The sequence below is a fragment of the Nocardioides sp. Iso805N genome, from assembly GCF_000364605.1.
In the GTDB taxonomy this organism is placed as follows: domain Bacteria; phylum Actinomycetota; class Actinomycetes; order Propionibacteriales; family Nocardioidaceae; genus Nocardioides.
Map to the genome: position 1 here is coordinate 110,300 of NZ_KB822575.1, position 23,645 is coordinate 133,944.

The 23,645-nt window shown below is 70.3% G+C and carries 23 protein-coding genes; 9 read left to right on the plus strand and 14 right to left on the minus strand.

Features of this window, described 5'->3' with window-relative positions:
* Nucleotide 1: 1 nt before the first annotated feature.
* Nucleotides 2-592 carry a hypothetical protein gene (locus tag H036_RS0100500; RefSeq protein WP_017932805.1) on the minus strand — a complete coding sequence of 197 codons (591 nt, stop codon included), beginning with the start codon at nt 590-592 and terminating at the stop codon, nt 2-4.
* Between the two features lie 35 nt (nt 593-627).
* Between H036_RS0100500 and H036_RS0100505 the strand changes: the two genes are divergently transcribed.
* Complete coding sequence (locus H036_RS0100505; RefSeq protein WP_017932806.1) at nt 628-1,026, plus strand: YbaB/EbfC family nucleoid-associated protein; 399 nt, start codon at nt 628-630, stop codon at nt 1,024-1,026.
* 16 nt (nt 1,027-1,042) lie between these two features.
* Here the strand turns inward: H036_RS0100505 and H036_RS0100510 are convergent, their stop codons facing one another.
* The gene (locus H036_RS0100510) at nt 1,043-2,350 is read right to left on the minus strand and encodes a M1 family metallopeptidase (protein ID WP_017932807.1); all 1,308 of its coding nucleotides are present in this window, start codon (nt 2,348-2,350) and stop codon (nt 1,043-1,045) included.
* A gap of 101 nt (nt 2,351-2,451) precedes the next feature.
* On the opposite strand from H036_RS0100510, the gene H036_RS0100515 reads away from it, so the two are divergent.
* Nucleotides 2,452-3,123 carry a hypothetical protein gene (locus H036_RS0100515; RefSeq protein WP_017932808.1) on the plus strand — a complete coding sequence of 224 codons (672 nt, stop codon included), beginning with the start codon at nt 2,452-2,454 and terminating at the stop codon, nt 3,121-3,123.
* Between the two features lie 27 nt (nt 3,124-3,150).
* Here the strand turns inward: H036_RS0100515 and H036_RS0100520 are convergent, their stop codons facing one another.
* A complete protein-coding gene (locus H036_RS0100520) occupies nt 3,151-6,993 on the minus strand; it encodes a Pls/PosA family non-ribosomal peptide synthetase (protein ID WP_017932809.1) in 3,843 nt (1,280 codons plus the stop codon).
* Nucleotides 6,994-7,201: 208 nt separating this feature from the next.
* Here H036_RS0100520 and H036_RS21355 point away from each other — a divergent pair, with 208 nt between their 5' ends.
* Complete coding sequence (locus H036_RS21355) at nt 7,202-8,806, plus strand: S1C family serine protease (protein WP_017932810.1); 1,605 nt, start codon at nt 7,202-7,204, stop codon at nt 8,804-8,806.
* Nucleotides 8,807-9,153: 347 nt separating this feature from the next.
* On the opposite strand, the gene H036_RS0100530 is transcribed toward H036_RS21355, so the two are convergent.
* Entirely contained in the window at nt 9,154-10,857 is a 1,704-nt protein-coding gene (locus H036_RS0100530) for an ABC-F family ATP-binding cassette domain-containing protein (RefSeq protein ID WP_017932811.1), read from the minus strand.
* A gap of 63 nt (nt 10,858-10,920) precedes the next feature.
* On the opposite strand from H036_RS0100530, the gene H036_RS0100535 reads away from it, so the two are divergent.
* The 5 genes from H036_RS0100535 to H036_RS0100555 all read left to right on the plus strand — a co-directional run bounded on the left by H036_RS0100535 (nt 10,921) and on the right by H036_RS0100555 (nt 16,132).
* Nucleotides 10,921-12,291 carry a dihydrolipoyl dehydrogenase family protein gene (locus H036_RS0100535; protein WP_026145684.1) on the plus strand — a complete coding sequence of 457 codons (1,371 nt, stop codon included), beginning with the start codon at nt 10,921-10,923 and terminating at the stop codon, nt 12,289-12,291.
* Between the two features lie 99 nt (nt 12,292-12,390).
* The gene (locus tag H036_RS0100540) at nt 12,391-12,741 is read left to right on the plus strand and encodes an ArsR/SmtB family transcription factor (RefSeq protein WP_017932813.1); all 351 of its coding nucleotides are present in this window, start codon (nt 12,391-12,393) and stop codon (nt 12,739-12,741) included.
* Nucleotides 12,742-12,743: 2 nt separating this feature from the next.
* A complete protein-coding gene (locus H036_RS0100545; protein ID WP_026145685.1) occupies nt 12,744-13,715 on the plus strand; it encodes an SRPBCC family protein in 972 nt (323 codons plus the stop codon).
* A 101-nt stretch (nt 13,716-13,816) separates the two neighbouring features.
* Nucleotides 13,817-14,740, plus strand: a complete 924-nt coding sequence (locus H036_RS0100550) for an alpha/beta hydrolase (protein ID WP_017932815.1) — start codon at nt 13,817-13,819, stop codon at nt 14,738-14,740.
* 87 nt (nt 14,741-14,827) lie between these two features.
* Nucleotides 14,828-16,132 (plus strand): cytochrome P450, encoded by a 1,305-nt coding sequence (locus H036_RS0100555; RefSeq protein WP_026145686.1) that lies wholly within the window; start codon nt 14,828-14,830, stop codon nt 16,130-16,132.
* Between the two features lie 63 nt (nt 16,133-16,195).
* On the opposite strand, the gene H036_RS0100560 is transcribed toward H036_RS0100555, so the two are convergent.
* Together H036_RS0100560 and truA are read right to left on the minus strand one after the other, a co-directional pair.
* Complete coding sequence (locus H036_RS0100560) at nt 16,196-16,798, minus strand: class I SAM-dependent methyltransferase (protein ID WP_017932817.1); 603 nt, start codon at nt 16,796-16,798, stop codon at nt 16,196-16,198.
* Nucleotides 16,791-17,639 (minus strand): tRNA pseudouridine(38-40) synthase TruA, encoded by an 849-nt coding sequence (truA, locus tag H036_RS0100565; protein ID WP_017932818.1) that lies wholly within the window; start codon nt 17,637-17,639, stop codon nt 16,791-16,793. Before truA ends, H036_RS0100560 begins: the two co-directional genes overlap by 8 nt.
* Nucleotides 17,640-17,676: 37 nt before the next feature.
* On the opposite strand from truA, the gene H036_RS0100570 reads away from it, so the two are divergent.
* The gene (locus tag H036_RS0100570) at nt 17,677-18,420 is read left to right on the plus strand and encodes a DUF72 domain-containing protein (RefSeq protein WP_017932819.1); all 744 of its coding nucleotides are present in this window, start codon (nt 17,677-17,679) and stop codon (nt 18,418-18,420) included.
* A gap of 125 nt (nt 18,421-18,545) precedes the next feature.
* Here H036_RS0100570 and rplQ read toward each other — a convergent pair whose 3' ends face one another.
* The 8 genes from rplQ to H036_RS0100610 form a co-directional block, all read right to left on the minus strand.
* Complete coding sequence (gene rplQ / locus H036_RS0100575) at nt 18,546-19,088, minus strand: 50S ribosomal protein L17 (protein WP_017932820.1); 543 nt, start codon at nt 19,086-19,088, stop codon at nt 18,546-18,548.
* 130 nt (nt 19,089-19,218) lie between these two features.
* On the minus strand, nt 19,219-20,235 hold the full coding sequence (locus H036_RS0100580) for a DNA-directed RNA polymerase subunit alpha (protein WP_017932821.1): 1,017 nt from the start codon (nt 20,233-20,235) through the stop codon (nt 19,219-19,221).
* A gap of 112 nt (nt 20,236-20,347) precedes the next feature.
* Nucleotides 20,348-20,956: a 30S ribosomal protein S4 gene (gene rpsD, locus H036_RS0100585; RefSeq protein ID WP_017932822.1), complete on the minus strand. Its 609-nt coding sequence runs from the start codon at nt 20,954-20,956 to the stop codon at nt 20,348-20,350.
* A 31-nt stretch (nt 20,957-20,987) separates the two neighbouring features.
* Nucleotides 20,988-21,395, minus strand: a complete 408-nt coding sequence (gene rpsK, locus H036_RS0100590; protein WP_017932823.1) for a 30S ribosomal protein S11 — start codon at nt 21,393-21,395, stop codon at nt 20,988-20,990.
* A 77-nt stretch (nt 21,396-21,472) separates the two neighbouring features.
* Nucleotides 21,473-21,850: a 30S ribosomal protein S13 gene (rpsM, locus tag H036_RS0100595; protein ID WP_017932824.1), complete on the minus strand. Its 378-nt coding sequence runs from the start codon at nt 21,848-21,850 to the stop codon at nt 21,473-21,475.
* Between the two features lie 177 nt (nt 21,851-22,027).
* Nucleotides 22,028-22,141 (minus strand): 50S ribosomal protein L36, encoded by a 114-nt coding sequence (rpmJ, locus tag H036_RS0100600; RefSeq protein WP_004008316.1) that lies wholly within the window; start codon nt 22,139-22,141, stop codon nt 22,028-22,030.
* A gap of 29 nt (nt 22,142-22,170) precedes the next feature.
* The gene (gene infA / locus H036_RS0100605) at nt 22,171-22,392 is read right to left on the minus strand and encodes a translation initiation factor IF-1 (RefSeq protein WP_026145687.1); all 222 of its coding nucleotides are present in this window, start codon (nt 22,390-22,392) and stop codon (nt 22,171-22,173) included.
* 216 nt (nt 22,393-22,608) lie between these two features.
* Nucleotides 22,609-23,643, minus strand: coding sequence for an LLM class flavin-dependent oxidoreductase (locus tag H036_RS0100610; protein WP_017932826.1), 1,035 nt, complete (start codon nt 23,641-23,643; stop codon nt 22,609-22,611).
* Between the last annotated feature and the right edge of the window lie 2 nt (nt 23,644-23,645).

A 23,645-nucleotide genomic window follows, 5' to 3' on the forward strand; every position in this document is an offset into this window, starting at 1 on the left:
TCTAGACGGACTGGTCGGGTACGTCGCCCGAGCGTGACGTCAGCACGCCGCGCTCGACGAAGTAGCCCTCGGCATTGGTGCCGCGGACGAGCTCCGGGCGCAGTCGGACCCACCCCTCGACCACCTCGAAGGCCTCGTTCACGTGCGTCAGGCCGCCCTGCAGCAACGCACGCAGCGGGTAGCGTCCAGCGGCGTCGCTGTGCACGAGCAGGCGCTGCGCGGGCAGCTGCGCCGTACCGGTGTGGATGCTGTAGCCCTGGAACTCGACCTTGGTCAGCGATGCCAGGGGCAGCCGCCAGGTCCGCACCACCTTGCGCACGGTGGCGCCGTCGGCGCCGAACGTCTGCTTCTGGAACAGCAGGAACAGCGCCAGGTAGCTGATGCCGATGCCGACGGGGATCAGGATCACCCACAGCACCACCACACCGAAGGTGCCGGGATGCATCGACCGGATCGGCCAGTCGGCCTCGCCGGTCGCGACGGCGGCCACCGCACCCCACCAGATCCCGACTGCGAAGATGCCGACGCCCAGCGCCCCACCGAACCGCAGCGCCGGCCTGACCCGTACGACGACCTCACCGATGCGTCCCATGGTTGGAGTATGCCGTGCCTGGGTAGCGTCCCGGCATGACCTACCACAGCGCGGAGGACGCGCTCGCCGCCCTCGACCGCCAGACCCGCGAGGCGACCGAGCGCGCGCGTGCCGCCGCGGCATTCCGGCAGGGCGTCGACCGGATGCGCGGTACGGCGGGGGTGGGCGGCCTGCGTGTCACCGTCGACCCGACCGGCTCGCTGGTCGGGCTGGAGCTCCCCCGCGACCTGGGCCATCGCAACGGCGAGAGCCTGGCCCGGCAGATCCTCCAGGCCGTGCGCGACGCGCATGCCGAGGTGGCGCGGCAGGTCGAGACCGCGGCGGCGGAGACGTTCGGCCCCGACTCCGGTGCTGCTCGGCAGCTGCGCGCGGAGCTGGACAGGCGGGCCGAGCTGATCGCCCAGGACGTGCCGCCCGGTGAGGTGTTGCGCTAGCTCGGAGGGCTCCGGATCAGGGCAGTGCGGGCAGCGGGAGCCCCCGGAGCCAGGCGTCGAACAGCCCGCTGAGGTCGGTGCCAACGACCTCGGCGGCCAGCGCCTCGAAGTCCGCGGTCGTCACCGTGCCGCCGTCGTGCCGCGCCACCCAGGTGCGCAACAGCCGGAAGAACGTCTCGTCACCGACCGTCAGGCGCAGCGCGTGCAGGGTGAGCGCTCCGCGCTTGTAGACCCGGTCGTCGAACATCATCGCCGGGCCGGGGTCGGCCAGGACCAGGTCCTTGCCCAGCCGCGCCAGCCGGGCGTGGTGCCGACGGGCGTGGGTGTCGCACGACTCGTAGCCGCCGGCCTCGGACCACAGCCACTCGGCGTAGCACGCGAAGCCCTCGTGCAGCCAGATGTCCTTCCACTGCCGCAGCGTGACGGCGTTGCCGAACCACTGGTGCGCCAGCTCGTGGGCGACCAGCCGCACTTCCTCCCACCGGCCGGTGAGGTAGTTGCGGCCGAAGGTCGAGAGCGACTGCGACTCGAGTGGAATCTCGAGGGCGTCGTCGGTGATCACGGCGGTGTAGCGCCCGAACGGGTAGGGCCCGAACGCTTCGCTGAAGTAGTCCAGCATCTCGCGCTGGCGGCCGAAGGAGCGGGTGTAGCCGGCCATCGCACCCTCCGGCACCGCGCCCAGGATCGGGATCCCGTCACCGTCGTCCTCGACCAGCCGATAGCGACCGATCTGCACGGTGGCCAGGTAGGAGGCCATCGGCTCGTCCTGCTCGTAGCGCCAGGTCTCCCCGCTCCCCCGCCGGGTGCGACCGACGAGGGCGCCGTTCGCGACCACGGTGTAGTTCTGCGCGGCCGTCACCGAGATCGAGTACGGCGCTTTGTCGTCCGGCCGGTCGTTGCACGGGAACCACGACGGCGCCCCGTGCGGCTGACCGGCCACGATGACGCCGTCGCTGAGCTCCTCCCAGCCGGCGTCCCCGTGCGGGGCGAGCACCACCGGACGCGGGCGCCCGGCGTACTTGACCTGGACGGCGAACGCCTGGCCCGAGCGCACCTCGCGCTTGAGCGTCAGCACGAGGCGGTGGTCGCGGTGAGCCCACTTCGCCGGTGCCTTGCCGTCGACGGTGACCTTCTGCACCTGCAGGTGGGCCAGGTCGAGAACGACGCGGGTGATGTCCTCATCGGCGACGGCCTGGATCACGGCCGTGCCGGCCAGCCTGTTGCTGACCAGGTCGTAGTCGAGGTCGAGGGCGTAGTGGGTGGCGCTCCAGGACGGATCGCCGTGGCCGGGCAGGTACGGGTCGGCGGTCGGCAGCGAAGTCATGACGCCCCGAGGTTACCGAGGCCGACGTCACGAAACGGTTTTGCCGACGTTTCTTCAGGGAAGGTAGAGCACAACCGACCACAGACCGGACGAGGACACCCATGAACCTCCGCAAGACCGTTGCCAGGGTCGCTGCCCTGGCGCTGCTGGCGACCCCCGTCGCCGTGATCGCCTCCGGCGAGGCCGCCGAGGCCGCTCCGGCCTCCTCGGGTACCACCAGCGCAATCCAGCCGATCTCCGGCGCCATCACGTACGGCACCTCCGATACCGTGAGCATCTACGGCCGGGTCAGCGCGACCGACGGGTCGTATGTCGACAACGGCACCGTCACGCTCCAGGCTGCGCCCTACCCGTACACGAGGTGGACCTCCATCGCCACGTCCACTAACCCGTCCTATGCCGACTTCGACGGCCTCAAGCCGACGATCAGCACCGCCTACCGCATCGTCTACAGCGGCTACAAGACGACCAATGACTATGACGAGACGTACACATCCTCGATCAGCAAGCCGGTCATCGCCCCGGTGGCCCGCAAGCTCACCATCAAGCACAAGGGCCTGAAGATGTGGGGCACGGTCAAGCCGGCCTCCAAGCTCAAGCTGCACTTCAAGATCAAGAAGGGCCACAAGTACAAGAAGTGGTTCACCGTGAAGACCAACAAGAAGGGCAAGTGGACCAAGCACATCCACGGCAAGCCCGGCACGAAGTTCGTCGTCGTGCTGCCCTCGAGCGGTGGCTACGCGGGCGCTGCTGACGCCTACGTCATCTACTGATCGCACCGCCTCGATCGGCCCCTGGACCTACTCGGCCCAGGGGCCGATCGGATTTCCGATCCACAGCGTCTTGTCCGGCAGCGACTCACCCCGCATCACCAGGGAGACCGGGCCGACGACGCTGTGCCGCCCGAGCGTCGCCGCGGGCAGGATCACCGAGTTCGGGCCGAGCGTCGCGCCGCGGCGCAGCGTGACGGTGTCCAGGGCGAGCATCCGGTCGTGGAACAGGTGGGTCTGCACGACCGTGCCGGCGTTGACGGTGGCGCCGTCGCCGAGCGCGACAAGATCGGTCTCCGGCAGCCAGTGCGTCTCGATCCAGACGCCGCGCCCGATCTTCGCGCCCATCAGCCGGAGCCACAGGTTGAGCACCGGCGTCCCCGCCACGGCGAAGGCGAACCACGGCGCCGCCAGCACCTCCACGAACGTGTCGGTCAGCTCGTTGCGCCACACGAAGGAACTCCACAACGGGTGCGTGCCCGGCCGCATCCGGCCCACCAGCAGCCACTTGGCAGCCACCGTGATCGCGGCCGCGACGGCACCGGCGAGCGCGAGCAGCGGCCCTATCAGCACCAGTGCGACCACGACATCGGTGGCGTGCCACAGCCGGATGATCAGATACCCGACCGCGGACGGGAGCAGGGCACCGAGGGTCGCCGGCACCAGCCGGCAGACCTCGATCACCGCACGAGCCACCTTCAGACGCAGCGGCGGCCGGTAGGTACGCCCCGAGTCCGTCTCGGCAGCAGTACGCCGCAACGGCGCCGGCGGCGAGCCCAGGTAGCTGGCACCGGCATGTGCCTTCTTCCGCCGGGGCGCGGCGCTGAGCACCGCGACCAGCGACGCCTTCGGCACCTTGCGACCCGGCGCCGCCATGCCGGAGTTGCCCACGAACGCGCGCTTGCCGATCTTGACCCGCTCGACCCGCACCCAGCCACCGTGCAGCTCGTAGCCCCCGATCAGGGTGTCGTCCGCGAGGAACGCCTCGTCGTTGACCTGGGTGAGCCGCGGGATCATCAGCACGGTCGAGGCCTCGACGTCGTGCCCGATCCGCGCCCCCATCGCCCGCAGCCACAGCGGGGTGAGCATCGAGGAGTACAGCGGGAACAGCCAGGTCCGGGCGTCGTCGAGGACGCGCATGGTCGCCCACACCGACAGGCCGGACATGCTGCGCACCGCGTGCACGCCGGGCTTGATCAGCGTGCCGGCGAGCCGGACCGTGACGAAGACGAGCACGGCGAGCGTCAGGTAACCGATCAGCACCGCGAGCGGGCTCCAGGCCAGCAGCGCACCCACGTCGCCGAGCGACGTCGGCCTGCCGGCGAGTCCCACGGCCGACAGCACACCGACGCCGATCGCCACCGCGGGCAAGAGGGCGAGCACGACCGCTGCTGCGGCGTACAGGCCCACCCAGAGTCGTGAGCGGTGCACCCGCGCCTCCCAGGGCCCTCGGGCGGAGCGGCTGCCGCGCACGGCGGGCGACCCGGACCAGTACTCACCGGGTGGCACCGCCCCGAACACCGCCGACCCGGCGCCGATCTCGGCCTCGGCGCCGACGTCGGCTCCGGGCAGCAGCATCGACCTGGCGCCGACCCGGGCACCGGCGCCGACCGAGATCTGGCCGAGATGGACCACGTCGCCCTCGATCCAGTAGCCGGAGAGGTCGACCTCGGGTTCGATCGAGGCGCCCTGGTCCAGCCGCAGCATGCCCGTGACCGGCGGCAGGCTGTGCAGGTCGACGTTGTCGCCGATCCGGGCGCCGAGCAGCCGCGCGTACCAGGTCATCAGCGGCGCACCTGCCAACCCGTGCGCGCCGAGCTCGTCCACCGCGTGGCTGGCCAGCCACAGTCGCAGGTGCACCTTGCCGCCACGCGGGTGGTCGCCCGGGGCGATGCCGCGCAGGATGAGCCGCGCGGCCGCCGCGGCCAGCAACATCCGACCGGGCGGGGTGAGGAAGACCAGGACCGCCGGCACCAGCAGCCACGGGCTGGGGTCGGGCAGCCCGATCGCCGCCAGTGCGTCATCGCGACCCGCCAGCCAGCAACCCAGAGCCAGCCAGGTCAGCCATCGCGGAGCCGCCAGGCAGCGCACCAGCAGGGCGCCCACGATCTGGCCGGCCTGAGTCTTGACCGGCACGACCGGGATCTCCCGGTCCGAGACCGCGCCGGAGGCGCCCATCGCGTCCAGGTACGCCGCCAGCGCGCCCAGCCGCGGGTGGTCGTAGATGTCGCCCATCGCGACCTCGGGGAAGCGCGTCCGGATCCGGCTGACCATCTGTGCCGCGCTGAGGCTGCCGCCGCCGAGGTCGAAGAAGTCCTCGCGCGGGTCGGTGACACCGGCGCCGAGGACCTCGTTCCACAGCTCGGCGAGCCACGACTCGGTCTCGGTGAGCCCGGCTGGCGCGTCGACGCGGGTCGGCAGCGGCCACGGAAGCGCGTCGCGGTCGACCTTGCCGCTGGTACGGGTGGGCAGCGAGTCCACCACCGCGATGCGCGGCACCATCGCCGCAGGCATCTCCTTGCGCAGCTGGGCGAGCGCGGCGGCCTGGTCGAAGCCGTCCGTGACCGTCACGTAGCCGACCAGGAGGCTGTTGCCGGCCTTGGTCTTGCGCACCGCTGCGGCGGCACTGACCACGTCCGGGAGCTGCAGCAGCGCCGAATCTATCTCCCCGAGCTCGATCCGGCGACCGCCCAGCTTCACCTGGTCGTCGGCTCGGCCGCCGAAGAGCAGGCCCTCGGGGTCGTGCACGACCAGGTCGCCGGAGCGGTAGGCCCGGTCCCAGCCCAGCGTCGGCATCGGCGCGTACTTCTCCGCGTCCCTGGCCGGGTCCAGGTAGCGGGCCAGGCCGACGCCGCCGATGATCAGTTCGCCGGTGGCCCCGACCGCGACCCGCTCGCCGGTGGACGGGTCGACCACCGCGAGGTCCCAGCCGGCCAGCGGCAGACCGATCCGGACCGGACCCTCCCCGGTCATCAGCGCGCCGCAGGCCACCACTGTGGCCTCGGTCGGTCCGTAGGTGTTCCAGACCTCGCGGCCCGGCGCCTGCAGACGAGCTGCCAGCTCGGGCGGGCAGGCCTCACCGCCCATGATCAGCAGGCGCACCTTCGCCAGTGACTCCGCAGGCCACAGCGCGACCAGGGTCGGCACGGTCGAGACGATAGTGATCCGATTGGCGATCAGCCAGGGGCCGACGTCGACGCCGCTGCGCACGAGGGCACGCGGCGCCGGAACCAGGCAGGCGCCGTACCGCCAGGCGAGCCAGATCTCCTCGCAGCTGGCGTCGAAGGCGACCGAGAGCCCGGCCATCACCCGGTCCCCCACCCCGATCGGATCCGCCTGGAGGAACATCAGCGACTCGGCGTCGACGAACGCGGCAGCGTTGCGGTGCGTCACCGCGACGCCCTTCGGCTTCCCCGTCGAGCCCGAGGTGAAGATCACCCAGGCGTCGTCCTCGGGGGTCGGCTCCTCGGGCTCCCGCACCGCTCCCGGGCGCCGTACGTCGATCTGCAGGTCGTTGCCGACCACCGCCGCCACGTCGGCCTCGCCGAACACCAGCCGGGCACGCTCGTCCGGGTCGTCAGCGTCGACAGGGACGTAGGCCGCCCCGGCGAACAGGATCCCGAGGATCGCCGTGTAGAGCTCGGTGGTCCCGCTGGCGAGCCGCACGCCGACCTTGTCCCCGCGGCCGACGCCCGCCTCGTTCAGCTCGACCGCGACGCTCTCCGCGGCCTCCTCGAGCTCGGCATAGGTGAGGACGCCGTTGGCCGCGTCGAGCGCTGGCTCGTCCGCGGCCTGGGCAATGGTCTCGCGGACGATGTCGACCAGGGTGCGGGAGGGTGGAGCCTCGGCACGGCGCAGCAACGGGTCAGGCACACGCGGACCCTCTCGGGATCAGGTGAACAGAAGGTGGCCGGCTCCGGAGCCTGGACAGGGTCGACGCGGTCCGCATGATGGCCATCCTGCCTGTTTTGAGAGGGTGGAAGCATCGGTCGTCCAGGGACTCGTACGGATGACACGAGATTTTGGATCCACGCAGCAGCCTTTCAGGGAACCATCAGAGACCACAGGCAGAGTTGACGACATGAACGACTTCCCTCCTCCGTCAGGTGACGAGCGGCCGGCTGGCGAGCCGACGGGCGAGCAGTCCGACGAGCAGCGCCCGCAGCAGGCTCCCGAGACGCCCGCCGAGCAGACGACCGAGTCCACTCAGCCGCTCTTCGGCGCTCAGCAGCCCTCCCCCTACGGCGGCCAGTTCGGCGGGCCCTCCGGTCCGCCGCCGCCTCCGCCGACCCAGCACCTCTTCGACAGCTTCGGCGGCTTCGGCACCACCGCCGTCGCGGAGAAGCCCGCGCACAACGCGCGCCCGCGCCGGCGCAGCGCCGGCCTGGTGGCCGGCGTGGTCGCCGCGGCCGTGGTGATCGGCGGCGGTGCCGGCTACGCCGGCGCCGCGCTCTACCACCACAACGACTCCGGCGGCGGCAGCGTCTTCAGCTCGTCGGGCACCACCTCGAATGTCGCCAACGAGAAGGCGCCCGCCGCCACTCAGGGCAGCGTCGAGGCGGTGGCCAAGAAGGTGCTCCCCGCGGTGGTCAAGATCGAGGTCTCCGGCTCGACAGAGGCCGGTTCCGGCTCGGGCATCATCATCAGCTCCGAGGGCCTGATCATGACCAACAACCACGTGGTCGCGATCGCCGGCAAGACCGGCACCATCAAGGTCGACTTCAACGACGGCTCGCAGGCCAACGCGACCATCGTCGGCACCGACCCGCTGACCGACACCGCGGTGATCAAGGCCGCCGGCGTCTCCAACCTGACGCCCGCCACGATCGGCAAGTCCAGCCAGCTCGCCGTCGGCCAGAGCGTGGTCGCGATCGGTTCGCCCTTCGGCCTCGACTCGACCGTCACCTCCGGCATCGTCAGCGCGCTCAACCGCCCGGTGAACGTCGGCTCGGACAGCGACGGCAACGCCACCGTCTACCCCGCCATCCAGACCGATGCGGCGATCAACCCCGGCAACTCCGGTGGTGCGCTGGTCGACCTCAACGGCAACGTCGTGGGCATCAACGCCTCGATCCGCTCGACCACCTCCTCCAGCGACGAGGAGGCCGGCTCGATCGGCCTCGGCTTCGCGATCCCGATCGACGAGGTGATGCCGATCATGGATCAGATGATCAAGGGCGAGACGCCGACGCACGCTCGACTGGGAATCTCGGTCGCCGACGTGCCCTCCACGGGCTCGACCGGCTCCCAGGGTCAGAGCGACGGCTCGCAGGGTGACGGCTCGCAGGGTGACGGCTCCCAAGGCGACGGCTCCCAGGGCCTGATCCCCGGCTTCCCCGGCTTCGGCAGCACCCCGGGCGACGGCTCCGGCTCGGACGGCTCCGGTGGCTCCGGTTCCGGCGGTTCCGGCGGTTCCGGCGGCGACAGCGAGTCCGACGTCTTCACCACGCTCGGCGCCCTGGTGAAGTCAGTCAACAAGGGCTCGGCCGCGGCCACCGCCGGGATCAAGACGGGCGACATCGTCACCAAGGTCGACGACCACGTCATCGCCGGCTCCGACTCCCTGGTCGCCACCATCCGGGCCTACCGCCCCGGCGACAAGGTCACCATCACCTGGACCCACAGCGGCAAGACCAAGACCGCACAGATCACCCTCGACTCGGACGCCTCGACCTCCACTTCCTGAGCCGTCCGTCTCAGGCGGCCCCGAAGTCCTCTCCTTGCTGCGGGGCCGCTGCTTATTTCCAGATAGACCGCAACTGCGTTGCTCAGGCGCTGCCGTCAGCCCTGGTAGCGGGTCCGGGCCGGCGCTGCCGTGAGCCAGGTAGCGGATGCGGCCCGGCGTGGACGGGCGCGTGGCGCCCGCAGAGGCGCTGCCGGACGACGCGCCGGCGAGGAACGAGCCGCGCGCGGCGGTAGGCCTGCCTCCAGGACGTCACGCGCCCATCCACGGCGGGGCGCCCATCCACCCCAGGGCGTCCACCCACCCCAGGGCGCCCACCCACGCCCCCGCCGCGCTCACCGCACAGAGCGCTACCGCGTCCGATCGACCCGCCGCTCATCCCACACCGGCTCGGGCGACTCATAGACCCCACCGTCAGCGCCGTACACGACGAACCGGTCGAACCCTCGGGCGAACCAGCGATCGTGCGTGACGGCCAGCACCGTCCCCTCGAACGACTGCAGACCTGCCTCCAGCGCCTCTGCGGACTGCACGTCGAGATTGTCGGTCGGCTCGTCGAGCAGCAACAGCGTGGCTCCCGACAGCTCCAGCAGCAGGATCTGGAAGCGCGCCTGCTGCCCGCCGGAGAGCGAGTCGAAGGTCTGCTCGGCGGCATGGGCCAGCTCGTAGCGGTCCAGCACCCGGCTGGCGGCCTCGCGGCCCATGCCGGCGCGTCCGCTGCCATCGGTACGGCCGTCGCCGCGATGCAGGATGTCGAGCAGGGTCCGGCCGGCCAGCTCCGGGTGGGCATGGGTCTGCACGAACCAGCCTGGCCGCACTCGCGCGCCCAACCGGGCGATCCCGCGGTGCGCGACCGGCTCGATGTGGACCTCGCCGACCGGCTCGTGCTCGCGATCGGGCCGCGTCCCGCCAGCAGCCAGCAGCCGGAGGAAGTGGGACTTCCCCGACCCGTTGGAGCCGAGTACGGCGACGCGCTCGCCGTACCAGACCTCGAGGTCGAAGGGACGCATCAGGCCGGTGAGCTCGAGGTCCTCGCACACCACCGCCCGCTTGCCGGTCCTGCCTCCGGCCAGTCGCATCACCACGTGCTGCTCGCGCGGCTGCTCGGTCGGCGGCCCGGCCTCCTCGAACTTGCGGAGCCGGGTCTGCGCTGCGCGGTACTGGCTCGACATCCCGTCGTTGTACTCGGCCTTGATCTTGAGCCTCAGCACCAGCGCCTTGATCTTGGCGTGCTCCTCGTCCCAGCGGCGCCGCAGCTCCTCGAAGCGGGCGAAGCGGTCCGTGCGCGCCTCGTGGTAGGACGTGAAGCCGCCGGGGTGGGTCCAGACGCTGTTGCCGACACCGTGGCCGCCGCTGGCAAGCTCGACGGTGACGACGCGGGTGGCGGTGTTGGCGAGCAGCTCGCGGTCATGGCTGACGTAGAGGATCGTCTTCTCCGACTCGCGGATGCGCTGCTCGAGCCAGACCTTCCCGGGCACGTCGAGGTAGTTGTCCGGCTCGTCGAGCAGCAGCACCTGGTCGGGCCCGCGCAGGAGGTACTCGAGCACCAGCCGCTTCTGCTCCCCGCCCGAGAGGGTGTCCAGCGAGCGGTGCCGCGCGCGGTCGTAGGGCACGCCGAGACCGGCCGTGGTGCAGACGTCCCAGGTGACCTCGAGGTCGTAGCCGCCGGCATCGGCGTACTCGGCCAGGGCGGTGGCGTAGCGCAGCTGGGTCGGCTCGTCGTCGACGTCCATCATCGCCACCTCGCAGGCGTCGACCTCCGCGGCGGCAGCCCGGACCCGCGGGGGCGCGACCGAGAGCAGCAGCTCGCCGACGGTGGTCGATCCCCGGCCGACCTGCTGGCGCATCACGCCCAGTCCGCCGGATCGGGTGAGGGTGCCGGCGTGTGGCGCGAGCTCGCCGGTCACCAGTCGCAGCAGCGTGGTCTTGCCAGCACCGTTGGCGCCGACGAGCGCGACCTTCGCCCCGTCGCCGACCCGGAACGAGACGTCGTCGAGCAGCACCCGCCCGTCCGGCAGCTCGTAGCGCACCCCAGCGACGTCGACATGACCCACAGTGACGATTCTGCTGCAACACACTCGTGTCGGGCATCTGCTTTACCCGGGTACCGTCGCCCCATGGACGCAGACGTGGTGGTGATCGGTACCGGTCCCGGTGGCGAGTCCCTGGCCAACAAGGCAGCCCAGGCAGGGCTGAAGGTGGTGGCGATCGAGAAACACCTGGTCGGGGGCGAGTGTCCCTACTACGGCTGCATCCCCTCGAAGATGATGCTGCGTGCCGCCGACGCGCTGGCGGAGGCACACCGCGCCGGACAGCTCGCCGGCGACGTGACGATCACGCCGTCGTGGGCGCCGGTGGCGAAGCGGATCGCCGAAGAGGCGACCGACCACTGGAACGACGAGGCAGCCGTACGCCGGCTGCAGGACTCCGGTGCCACGGTGCTGCGCGGCACCGGCCGGCTGGACGGCTCGCGTCACGTCGTCGTCACCCCGAGCGACGGCTCAGCCGAGATCGAGATCGACGCCCGCATCGGCGTGGTGCTCAACCCCGGCACCCGGCCGGCCGCTCCCCCGATCGCCGGCCTGGAGGGCACGCCCTACTGGACCAACCGGGAGGCCCTGCAGACCACCGAGGTCCCGGCGGAGCTGATCGTGATCGGCGGCGGCCCGATCGGCTGCGAGCTGACCCAGGTCTTCGCCCGCTTCGGCAGCCGGGTCACGCTCGTCCAACACGGTCCGCGGCTGCTGCCCGGCGACGAGCCGGACGCGAGCGCCCTGCTGGAGAAGGTGCTGGTCGAGGAGGGCGTGCGGGTGCTGACCGGTGCGGAGCCCGCCGAGGTTCAGTACGCCGAGGGTCGCTTCACCCTGCGCCTCGGCGACGGCCAGCGGCTCGAGGCCGACCGCCTGCTGGTCGCCGCCGGCCGCATCCCCAACCTCGACAGCCTGGGCCTGGAGAGCGTGGGGCTCGACCCCAGGCGGATCGAGGTCGACGAGCGGATGCGCGCCGGGGGCGCCGACTCCGGGCTCTGGATCATCGGCGACGTGACCGGCCACGGTGCCTTCACCCACGTCTCGATGTACCAGTCCGACATCGCGCTGCGCGACGTCCAGGGCACGGACGGGGCGCCGGCGTACTACCACGCCGTACCGCACACGACGTTCACCGATCCCGAGGTCGGCGGTGTGGGGCTGACCGAGGAGGCCGCCCGCAAGCAGGGCCTGAACGTCCGGGTCGGGCAGGCCGACCTGGGTGCGTCCTCGCGCGGTTTCACCCACGGCCCCGGCGCGGCCGGCTTCATCAAGGTGGTCGAGGCGGACGGCGTGCTCGTCGGCGCCACGGCCGTCGGCCCGGCCGGCGGCGAGATCCTGGCCGCCCTGACCCTCGCCGTACACGCGCGGGTGCCGGTGGAGACGTTGCGGACGATGATCTACGCCTACCCGACGTTCCACCGCACCATCGAGAGCGCGCTGCAGGACCTCGACGGCTGACCCCGCCGGCTGACCCCGCTGACTGACCCCGCCGACTGACAGCTCGTCGAAGGCATCGCCCCTTGACGCGCCGCGAAGCGCGGCCTAACGTACAACCAAATGGTTGTAGATGATCGTGCTCTGAGCGACGACGAGGTGGACCGGATCTTCCGGGCCCTCGCCGATGCGACCCGTCGCGACATCCTGCGCCGCACCCTCTCGGGTGAGGCGTCGGTGTCCCAGCTGGCCGCGGCGTACGACATGTCCTTCGCGGCCGTGCAGAAGCACGTCGCGGTCCTGGAGGGAGCCGGCCTGGTGACCAAGCACCCGCAGGGCCGCGAACGCGTCGTCCGCGGCAATCCCGAGACGATCGAGCGGGCCAAGTCGCTGCTCGATCGCTACGAACAGATCTGGCGCGCCCGCATCGATCGGCTCGACGCGCTGCTCGCCGACACCACCGAAAGGCAGTGACCATGCCCATCACCTCCGTGACCAAGGACCCGACCGCTCTGACCATGACCGTGGTCGCCGACTTCCCCGCTCCCGTGGAGCGGCTGTGGGACGCCTACGTCGACCCTCGGCAGCTCGAGCGGTTCTGGGGTCCGCCGACCTACCCGGCACAGTTCACCCGGCACGACGCCGCCACCGGCGGGCTGTCCCACTACGCCATGACCGGTCCCGAGGGCGACGTCTCCCGCGGCTACTGGGAATGGCTGAGCGTGGAGACCCACCGCGGCTTCGAGGTCCTCGACGGCTTCGCGCTGGCGAGCGGCGAACCCAATCGCGAGATGCCCTCCATGCGGATGGCGTTCACCTTCGAGGCGACCGGGGAGGGCTCACGGGTGACGACCACCACCTACTTCAACACCGCCGAGGAGCTCTCCCAGATGCTCGAGATGGGCATGGAGGAGGGCATGCGCGAGGCGATGGGCCAGATGGACGAGGTGCTGGCCGACCTGCGCACGTTCTCCACTGAGCTGCCGATCAGCACCCAGGTCCTCAGCGACACCCAGGTGCGGATCAGCCGGGTCATCCGCGGGTCGGTGGAGGCGGTCTGGCGCGCCCACCACGAGCCGGCGCTGCTGCAGCGGTGGCTGCTCGGTCCCGACGGCTGGACGATGCCGGTGTGCGAGGTCGCCGCCAACGTCGGCGAGAGCTACCGCTACGAGTGGGAGAAGGGATCGGACCGGTTCGGGTTCGAGGGTGAGCTGCTGGAGGCTGCGGCGCCGTACCGCTCGGTCACCAGCGAGCGGATGATCGGGCTGGATGCGCCAGGAACCACCAACGAGCTCACCCTGACCCCTGTCGAGGGTGGCACCCTGCTCTCCCTCGTGATCACCTATCCCGACGCTCAGGTCCGCGACACCGTGCTCGCCACCGGCATGACCACGGGCATGGAGACCAGCTACCAGCGGCTCGAGTCGCAGGTGCTGACCCCCGCCTGACGGACCGGAACGTCCGCCGAGCCTGCCGAGGCGCCTCGACAGGCTCGGCGGACGTGTCCGAGACGCCGTGGGGCTGCCGAACTCGCTGGTAACGTCGCGGCATGCCGCTGGATCCCGAGCTCGCCGTCCTCCTCGACTTCCTCGCCGCCGCCGAAGCCCCATCGATGTGGGAGCAGACGCCGGCCGAGGCACGCGCCGGGTTCCGGACGCTCGCGGTGGACCTGCGGGACCCGGCGCTGCTGCCCGAGATGGCGAAGGTCGAGGACACCACGATCCCCGGGCCGGCCGGGCAGATCCCGATCCGGATCTACCGCCCGCAGGCCGACGGCCCGTTGCCGACGGTGGCGTTCTTCCACGGCGGAGGCTGGGTGATCGGCGACCTCGACACCCATGACCTGACCTGCCGCACGCTGGCCGACGAGACCTCCGCGGTGGTCGTCTCCGTCGACTACCGGCTGGCTCCCGAGCACCGCTTCCCGGCAGCCGTCGAGGACGCACTGGCGGCCGCGACCTGGATCGCCGAGCACCTCGATGAGCTCGGCGGCACCTCGGCCCTCGGTGTGGCGGGCGACTCCGCCGGCGGCAACCTGGCCGCCGTGGTCGCCCAGCAGCTGCGCGAGCGCGTCAGCGCCCAGCTGCTCCTCTACCCGGCCACCGACGTGCCCGGCGAGTACGCCTCGCGGACCGACAATGCCGAGGGCTTCTTCCTCGACCTGCGCACGATGCTCTGGTTCATGGAGCAGTACGTCGCCCCCGACGCCGACCTGACCGACCCGCTGCTCTCGCCGCTGTACGGCGACCTCCAGGCCCTGGCCCCGGCCGTCGTGGTGGTGGCCGAGCTGGACCCGTTGCGCGACGAGGGCCTCGCGTACGCCGCTGCGCTCGAGGCCGCCGGCGTACCCGTGAGCGTGCGCCGTTTCGAGGGGTTGATCCACGGCTTCGTCGACATGGGCCGCCACTCCAAGGCGGCCCAGGCGGCGGTCTCGGAGACGTGCGAGCTGTTCCGCGCACTGCTCCATCCGTGACCCTGAACCGACGCGATCGGCATCCCGGGGAAGGACACGGGGCGACCCGCATGGCAATTGTCAGGTTCGGCAGGCGAGACTAGTGCCATGCTGTTGTCTTCGGTGAAGGATCGGGTGCGCAAGTTCGCCCTGCGGCGAGCGATGCGCAACAGGACCTCGGTGGTCCCCGACATCACCACCCTCCGCAAGGTGCCCGAGCACCTGACGTTCCCGCTGCGCCGTGACGGCGTCGACCCGGTGCCGGCACTCGCCGAGTCCCGCGCCGACGGGCCGGTGTCACTGCTGGGCAGCGTGCTCGGCCTCGACATCTTCCTGGTCACCGGCCACCAGGCCGCCAAGCAGGTGCTCGCGGACTCGCGTTCCTACAGCAACGACATGCGCCACCTGCTGGGCGACCGGCCGCGAACCGACGCCGAGCAGATCGGCGGACTGGGCATGACCGATCCGCCGGACCACACCCGGCTACGCGGCCTGCTGACGCCCGAGTTCACCATGCGTCGGTTGCAGCGGCTCCAGGAGCCGATCGAGCGCATCGTCGAGGAGGCACTCGACGCGATGGAGGCGAGCGGCCCGGTCGTCGACCTGGTGGACGCGTTCGGCTTCGAGATCCCCTTCCAGGTGATCTGCGAGCTGCTCGGGCTGCCCAGCGAGGTCCGCGAGGAGTTCCACCACCTGGGTGTGGCGCGCTTCGATGTCTCCGAGGGCGGCACAGGTGTGTTCGGCGCCGCCGCCGAGACCCGCACCTTCCTCATCGACGCCGTGCGCCAGCAGCGCCAGGACCCCGGCGACGGCCTGATCGGCGAGATCATCCGGACCAAGGGCGAGGAGTTCAGCGACCTCGAGTTGGGCGGCCTGGCCGACGGCGCGTTCCTGGGCGGCTACGAGACCTCCGCGGCGATGCTGTCGATGGGCACCTACGTGCTGCTGCAGCGTCCCGAGGTCTTCGAGCTGCTGCGCACCGGCGACAAGGAGCAGGTCGACGCAGTCATCGACGAGCTGCTGCGCTACCTGTGCCCCGTGCAGATCGCCTTCCCGCGCTTCGCGCGCGAGGACCATGACCTCTTCGGGCAGAAGGTCACCAAGGGCTCGGTCGTGATCGTCTCGCTCGCGGGCGCCAACCGCGACCCGGAAGCGATGGCCAATCCCGAGCAGTTCGACCTGCGCAACACCAAGACCATGAACTTCGCCTTCGGCCACGGCATGCACCGCTGCGTCGGCGCCGAGCTGGCCCGGATGGAGCTGCGCGCCGCGCTGACCGCGCTGGCCAAGCGCTTCCCCCACCTGGCGATGGCGACGGACGACCCGGGCGAGCTCGGCTTCCGCAACCTCTCGATCGTCTACGGCCTCGACCGGCTGCCGGTGCGCCTGGACAGCACGCTCGAGCGCGTCTGAGCCTGGCTGGATCAGCCGAACAGCACGCCTGGCGTCCGGCTTCAGCAGAGTGGCACCTGCAGGTCAGGTCCGCAGCGACTCCAGCACCCGGAAGCCCTTGGCCGACGCCAGCCGCGTCGTGGGATAGCCCTGCTCGATCAGCCAGCGCTGCAGACTGTCGGCGCCCAGGTTCTTGCCGACCACCATCACGGCCCGCCCACCCGGGCGCACCCGGGGCAGCCAGGTCAGCAGCAGGTCGTGCAGCGCTTCCTTGCCGATCCGGATCGGCGGGTTGCTCCAGATCTCCTCGTACGTCGCCGACGGGTCGATCCCCGCTGGCGTCGCCGCACGGTAGCGGTCGGTGACCTGCAGCGCTACGGCGTTGTCGTTCGCCAGCATCACCGCCCGCTCGTTGACGTCGACTGCGGTGACGTCGGCACCCGGGACGAGGGCGGCGATGGCCAGGCCGATGACACCGTAGCCGCAGCCCAGGTCGAGGATGCGGCCGGCAGTGGGGGGCTCGGTCTCGCGGAAGAGGATCGCCGTACCGATGTCCAGGCGGCCCTTGGCGAAGACGCCCGATCCGCTCGTCAGGTGCAGGGTGGTGCCCCACACCTCCGCCTCGACCGGGATCCGCTCGAACGCCACGCTCGGGTCCGCGGAGAAGTAGTGCTCGTCCTCAGTCACGTCCCTGCACCTCGTGCTCCCCTCGTCGCGCTCTGGTCACCAGCAGCCGGCCGGCCAGCTCGTCGTCGCTGGGGTAGCCGACCTCCTCCAGCGTCAGCCCGCGGGCCGAGGCGATGTGGATGTCGGAGGACCGCTCGGCGCGGGCCAGCATCTCGCCGGCCCAGGTCACGTCGCGACGGCCCTCCCCGATCGCGAGCAGACAGCCCACCAGCGCACGCACCATCGAGTGGCAGAACGCGTCGGCCAGCACCGTCATCGTGGCCGTCCCGCGCGCGTCTCGGGCCCACCCGAGCCGGTTGACCTGGCGGATGCTGGTCGCGCCCTCGCGCGCCTTGCAGAAGCTGGTGTAGTCGTTGAGCCCGAGCAGGTCTGCGGCCGCGAGGTTCATCGCCTCCAGGTCGAGCGGCCGCGGCCAGTGCAGCACATGGTTGCGGGTCAACGGGTCGTACGCCGCGGGCGTGTCCGCGACGCGGTAGGCGTAGCGGCGCCAGAGCGCGGAGAACCGGGCGTCGAACGCCTCGGGCACCACCCTCGCGGCATGCACCCGGACATCGGCGTCCAGGATGCCGTTGAGCTTGCGCACCAGCGCCTCCACCGGTGGCACCTGGGCGCGGCCCGCGCTGGCAACGAGCTCGGCCTCCTCGACGTCGAGGTGGATGACCTGTCCGCGGGCATGCACGCCGGTGTCGGTGCGGCCGGCGCAGGTGACCCAGACCTCCTCGCGGCGAAGCGACATCGCGAGCGCTCGCTGGACCTCGCCCTGCACGGTGCGTAGTCCGGGCTGGACGGCCCAGCCGTGGAAGTTGCTGCCGTCGTACGACAGGTCGATCCGGATGCGCACGGGGAGCATCCTCCCATCCCGGGGTACCTCATCGCGCATGGACGGCGTGCACCTCGGCACCTCTGGCTGGACCTACGACCATTGGGCCGGCTCCTTCTACCCCGACGGGCTGGCCAAGGCTCGCTGGCGCGACTTCTACGCGGAGCGGTTCGACACCGTGGAGCTCAACGCCAGCTTCTACCGGTGGCCGGGGATCAAGCCGTTCGAGGGGTGGTCGCGCAGCCTGCCAGACGGCTTCCGGATGGCGGTGAAGGCCTCGCGCTGGCTCAGCCACGGTCGGCGGCTGCGCGATCCCGACGGAGCGTGGGCAAGACGGCTGACCGAGGCGGTGCACGCGCTGGGAGAGCGTGCGGGTCCCGTGCTGGTGCAGCTGCCCGACGACTTCGAGCGCGACGACGACCGACTCGAGGCGTTCCTGGGCACGATGCCCGCCGACGTACCCGTGGCGATGGAGCTGCGTCATGCCTCCTGGGACCACGACGAGGTGGCGGCCGTCCTGGAGCGCCATCGAGCGGCGTACGTCGTCACGCACGGCACGGGGCTGCACACCGTGCTGCGTGCGACCGCGCCCTTCGTCTACTGCCGCTGGCACGGGCCCACGAACCGACCCCGGTACGCCGGTCGCTACTCCCCCGCCGAGCTGCGGCAGTGGGCGGAGCGGATCGACACGTGGCGCCGCCAGGGCCGCGAGGTGTGGGGCTACTTCGACAACGACGGCGGCGGCAACGCGCCGGCCGACGCGCTCGCGCTGCGCGAGCTGCTGGACGGCTCTAAGGGATAGTCCTGGACGCTCTGGTCGGGTCACGGGCGGCTAGGGGAGCCAGAACGTCCAGGACTATCCCCGCTCCACCGACGACAAGAGCCCGTCACCCTCGCGGGTGACGGGCTCTTGCAGTGATCGGTGGATCAGGCCTCGGTGGTCTCCTCGGCGGTCGACTCCGCAACGGCGGTCTCGGTGTCGGTAGCCTCGGTCTCGACGACCTCGGTCTCACCGGTCTCGTCCTCGGCGACGACCTCGGCGGGCGCCTCCTCGGCAGGCTTCTCGACCTTGGCCGGTGCCTGCTTCTTGGCGGCGGCCGGCTTCGGCTGGTAGGCCTCGGTGACGAGCTCGATCACGGCCATCGGCGCGTTGTCACCCTTGCGGGGGCCGATCTTGGTGATGCGGGTGTAGCCGCCCGGACGCTCAGCGAACGTCTCGGCGATCTCAGTGAAGAGGACGTGCACGACGGACTTGTCGCGGATGGTCTTGAGGACCTCGCGGCGATTGTGCAGGTCACCCTTCTTGGCCTTGGTGATCAGCTTCTCCGCGAGCGGGCGCAGGGTGCGCGCCTTGGCCTCGGTGGTGGTGATCCGGCCGTGCTCGAACAGCGCGGTGGCGAGGTTCGAGAGGATGAGCTTCTGGTGGGCCGGGCTGCCGCCGAGGCGGGCGCCCTTCTTGGGAGTAGGCATGTGCCACTTCCTTCCTCTCCGGCCGTGCTAGGTACCGGGGTAGACGATCCGCGGGGTGCGGATCGGTTTTGATTGATCGCTGGTCGAGCCTGCCGAGACCGGGATCTCGACAAGCTCGATCAACGAGTGATCAGTACTGCTCGTCCTCGACGAACGCGTCGTCGTCATCGTCGCCGTAGGCGGCCAGGGCGGCCGACGGGTCGAAGCCGGGAGCGCTGTCCTTGAGCGAGAGACCCATCTCGTGCAGCTTCGCCTTGACCTCGTCGATCGACTTGGCACCGAAGTTGCGGATGTCCAGGAGGTCCTGCTCCGAGCGACTGATGAGCTCACCCACGGTGTGGATGCCCTCGCGCTTGAGGCAGTTGTAGGACCGGACGGTGAGCTGCAGGTCCTCGACCGGCAGGGCCAGGTCGGCGGCGAGCTGCTCGTCGACCGGCGACGGGCCGATGTCGATGCCCTCGGCCTCGACGTTGAGCTCACGGGCGAGGCCGAAGAGCTCGACGAGGGTCTTACCGGCCGACGCGACCGAGTCGGACGGCCGGATCGAGGGCTTGGTCTCGACGTCGATGACAAGCTTGTCGAAGTCGGTGCGCTGCTCGACACGGGTGGCCTCGACCTTGTACGAGACCTTGAGCACCGGGCTGTAGATCGAGTCGACCGGGATCCGGCCGATCTCGTTGTCCGCGCCCTTGTTCTGCACCGCGGAGACGTAGCCACGACCGCGCTCGACGACAAGCTCGAGGTCGAGCTTGCCCTTGTCGGACAGGGTCGCGATCTTCAGGTCCGGGTTGTGCACCTCGACACCGGCCGGGGGCGCGATGTCAGCGGCGGTCACGTCACCGGCACCCGACTTGCGCAGGTACATGGTGACCGGCTCGTCGTGCTCCGAGGAGACGACGAGACCCTTGAGGTTGAGGATGATCTCGGTGACATCCTCCTTGACACCCTCGATGGTGGAGAACTCGTGGAGCACGCCGTCGATCTTGATGCTGGTGACGGCGGCACCCGGGATCGAGGAGAGGAGGGTACGGCGCAGGGAGTTGCCGAGCGTGTAACCGAAGCCCGGCTCAAGGGGCTCGATCACGAAACGCGAGCGGAACTCGTCGACGGTCTCTTCCGACAGGGTGGGGCGCTGTGCGATAAGCACTGATTCTTTCCTTCCCGGACCTACCCGCTATTTGACAGGCCCGAACTTCAGGTGCGACGGAAGTGGTGGTGCCGTCGCCCCGGATGGTGCTCCGGGGCGACGGCGGGGTTCATCAGAGCTTCGAGTAGTACTCGACGATGAGCTGCTCCTGGACCGGGATGTCGATCTGGGCCCGGACGGGGAGCTGGTGGACGAGGATCCGCATGCGGTTGGGGAAGGCCTCCAGCCACGCGGGAACGACGCGCTCGCCGTGGGTCTCGCGAGCCACGATGAACGGGGTCATCTCCCACGACTTCGTCCGCACGTCGATGACGTCGTGCGCCTCGACCTGGTAGGACGGGATGTTGACCTTCACGCCGTTGACCAGGAAGTGGCCGTGGTTGACCAGCTGGCGGGCGTGGCGGCGGGTGCGGGCGAAGCCGGCACGGTAGACGACGTTGTCCAGGCGGCCCTCGAGCAGCTGGAGCAGGTTGTCACCGGTCTTGCCGGCGCGACGGTGCGCCTCGGTGTAGTAGTTCGAGAACTGCTTCTCGAGCACGCCGTAGGTGAAACGAGCCTTCTGCTTCTCACGAAGCTGAAGCAGGTACTCGCTCTCCTTGATGCGGCCACGGCCGTGCTGGCCCGGGGGGTAGGGACGGCGCTCGTAGGACGAGTCGCCACCGATGAGGTCGACACCGAGACGGCGCGACTTCTTGGTCATGGGGCCGGTGTAACGGGCCATGTTTCAGTCTCCTTCTATCGTCTCGGTGAGATCAAACGCGGCGGCGCTTGGGCGGGCGGCAGCCGTTGTGCGGGGTCGGCGTGACGTCCTGGATGGTGCCGACCTCGAGGCCGATGGCACCCAGCGAACGGATCGCGGTCTCGCGGCCCGAACCCGGACCCTTCACGAAGACGTCGATCTTCTTCATGCCGTGGTCCATCGCACGACGCCCGGCGGCCTCGGCGGCCATCTGAGCGGCGAACGGCGTCGACTTGCGCGAGCCCTTGAAGCCGACGGTGCCGGCAGAGGCCCATGAGATCACCGCGCCGGTCGGGTCGGTGATGGTGACGATGGTGTTGTTGAACGTGCTCTTGATGTGGGCTTCGCCCTGAGCGATGTTCTTCTTCTCCTTGCGGCGGACCTTGGTCTTCGCCGCAGCCTGACGGCTCTTCGGAGGCATTCAGTAACTCCTGGGTTGGCTGGTCGGTGAGATCTGCGAGAAAGCAGGCGAGTGATCAACGCGCACAGCGCGTCGGATCACTTGGCCTTCTTCTTGCCGGCGACGGTCCGCTTCGGACCCTTACGGGTGCGAGCGTTGGTCTTGGTGCGCTGGCCGCGGACCGGGAGGCCCATGCGGTGGCGGCGACCCTGGTAGCTGCCGATCTCGATCTTGCGGCGGATATCGGCCTGCACCTCGCGACGGAGGTCACCCTCGATCGTCAGGTTGCGGGACTCGATCTCCTTCGCGAGCTTGACCAGCTCGTCCTCGGAAAGCGCGTGGACGCGGGTGTTGCCATCAACACCGGTCGCGGCCAGGAGTTCCTTGGAGGTGGTACGGCCGATGCCGTAGATGTACGTGAGAGCGATCTCGACGCGCTTCTCGCGCGGGAGGTCGACACCAACGAGGCGTGCCATGGTGTTCCTTCGTGTTCTCGCCAGAGGTGTCGGTCGGCGTACGTCTCGGGGTGGCGCCCCGGGCTCCGGCCTCTGGTCCGGAGGTGGTTCGGCCCCTTCCACGAAGGTCGGGACCTAGTACGTCGATGAGTATTCAGTTCTGTCTGCGACCGGGGACCGGGCTCAGCCCGGCCACCATCAGCCCTGGCGCTGCTTGTGGCGCGGGTTCTCGCAGATCACCATGACGCGGCCGTGGCGACGGATCACCTTGCACTTGTCACAGATCGGCTTCACGCTCGGGTTGACCTTCATGTCAGCCCTTTCTTGATCGTTTCGGCTGCTTACTTGTACCGGTAGACGATCCGACCGCGGGTCAGGTCGTAGGGAGACAGCTCCACCACCACGCGGTCCTCGGGGAGGATCCGGATGTAGTGCTGGCGCATCTTGCCGCTGATGTGGGCGAGAACCTTGTGCCCGTTGCTCAGCTCCACGCGGAACATGGCATTCGGCAGGGCCTCCGTGATGGTGCCCTCGAGCTCGATCACGCCTTCTTTCTTCGGCATGCCCTCTGCAATCTGTTGGTCGGTGACTTACGGTTACTGCGTCGGTCCGCGAACCTCCGCCCGGCGGGAGCCGGGCTGGTGGACCTCGTGATGCCGCCCGCGCGCCCCCAAACCCTCACCGAAGTGAGGACAGCCGCGGGACGCGACTAGGCAAGCCCACGTTGGGCCGACGCATCAGTCTATGCCGAGGCACAACTGATCTCCCAATCCGCACTATCAGACGGCTGCGGCGAGCAGCCGCAGGGTCTCCTCACGCGCCGGAGCGGCCGCCGGGTCCGTGCCGCGGCTCGCACTGGCGATCGGGTTCACCATCACCTCGTCGACGCCGTACGTCGCGGCGAGGTCCTTGATCTGCTGAGCCGCCTGATCCGGGGTCCCGATCACCCAGCGGCCCTCCATCGACTCGGCGATGGGGCGGTGCGCGTCAGGGATCTCGACCTCCTCGGCATCCTCGACCAGCCGCAGCTGCGCGAGCGGAGCGCCGGTGCGCAGCGCCACCATGGACAGCAGCTGCGGGCGGGCCAGGCGACGGGCCTCCTCCTCGGTCTCCGCAACGACCGCGTTGACGGTCAGGAACGTCCGCGGGGCGGCGAGCTCGGGCGAGGGCCGGAACTCCGAGCGGTAGAGGTCCAACGCCTCCGCCGTGCCGGAGCCGGAGAAGTGGTGCGCGAAGACGTACGGCAGCCCCTCCCTCGCGGCCAGCCGGGCCGAGAAGTCCGAGGACCCGAGCAGCCACACGACCGGCTCGGAGTGTGCTGCCGGCGTGGCTCGCAGCTCGTGGCGGCGTCCGCCCACCGACAGCGCCACTCCCTCGGGGCTGAGCATGGCCCGGATGTTGTTCACGTACTCCGGGAAGTGCTCGGCGGCGTCGGACTCGACCGGGCCGCCGTGACGCAGCGCCCACGAGGTCACCGGGTCGGTGCCGGGCGCGCGGCCCAGACCGAGATCGATGCGGTTCGGGTAGGCGGCTTCGAGCAACGCGAACTGCTCGGCGACCACGAGGGGCGCGTGGTTGGGCAGCATCACGCCACCACTGCCCACCCGGATCCGTTCGGTGGCGCCGGCGATCATCGCGATCAGCACCGGCGGGTTCGTCGATCCGACAGCTGGCATGTTGTGGTGCTCCGCCAGCCAGTAACGGGTGTAGCCCAGCTCGTCGGCGGTCCTCGCCAGCCGCAGGGTCGCCGCGAGCGCGTCGGAGGAGGACTGGTCAGTGCGGACGGGGATCAGATCGAGAACGGAGAGCTGCACGT